Here is a 344-nt window from a genome sequence, read left to right as displayed (position 1 = left end):
GCGGTCGACCGCAGCATCAGTTCAGTGAGCAACCAGCCACCTGCTAGCCGTAGCGACCGGTGATGTAGTCTTCGGTCTGCTTCTTCGCCGGGTTGGTGAACAGGGTATCGGTGTCGCCAAATTCCACCAGCTTGCCCATGTACATGAACGCGGTGTAGTCGGAAACCCGCGCCGCCTGTTGCATGTTGTGGGTCACGATGACGATGGTGAACTTGGATTTGAGTTCGTAGATCAGCTCTTCGACTTTCAACGTGGAGATGGGGTCGAGTGCCGAGCACGGTTCATCGAGCAGCAGCACTTCCGGCTCCACGGCGATGGTGCGGGCGATCACCAGACGTTGCTGC

At 58.4% G+C, this 344-nt stretch carries 1 protein-coding gene; it reads right to left on the bottom strand.

Going from position 1 to position 344, the window contains the following annotated elements:
* Positions 1–43: 43 nt before the first annotated feature.
* Positions 44–344, bottom strand: a 301-nt coding sequence (locus HX786_RS31720; protein WP_372847455.1) for a phosphate ABC transporter ATP-binding protein, incomplete at its 5' end; no start/stop codon positions are given.

Origin of the sequence: Pseudomonas sp. 21615526 (assembly GCF_013386245.1) — a bacterium.
Classification (GTDB): domain Bacteria; phylum Pseudomonadota; class Gammaproteobacteria; order Pseudomonadales; family Pseudomonadaceae; genus Aquipseudomonas.
This window is presented reverse-complemented; position numbering and strand designations above follow the sequence as displayed.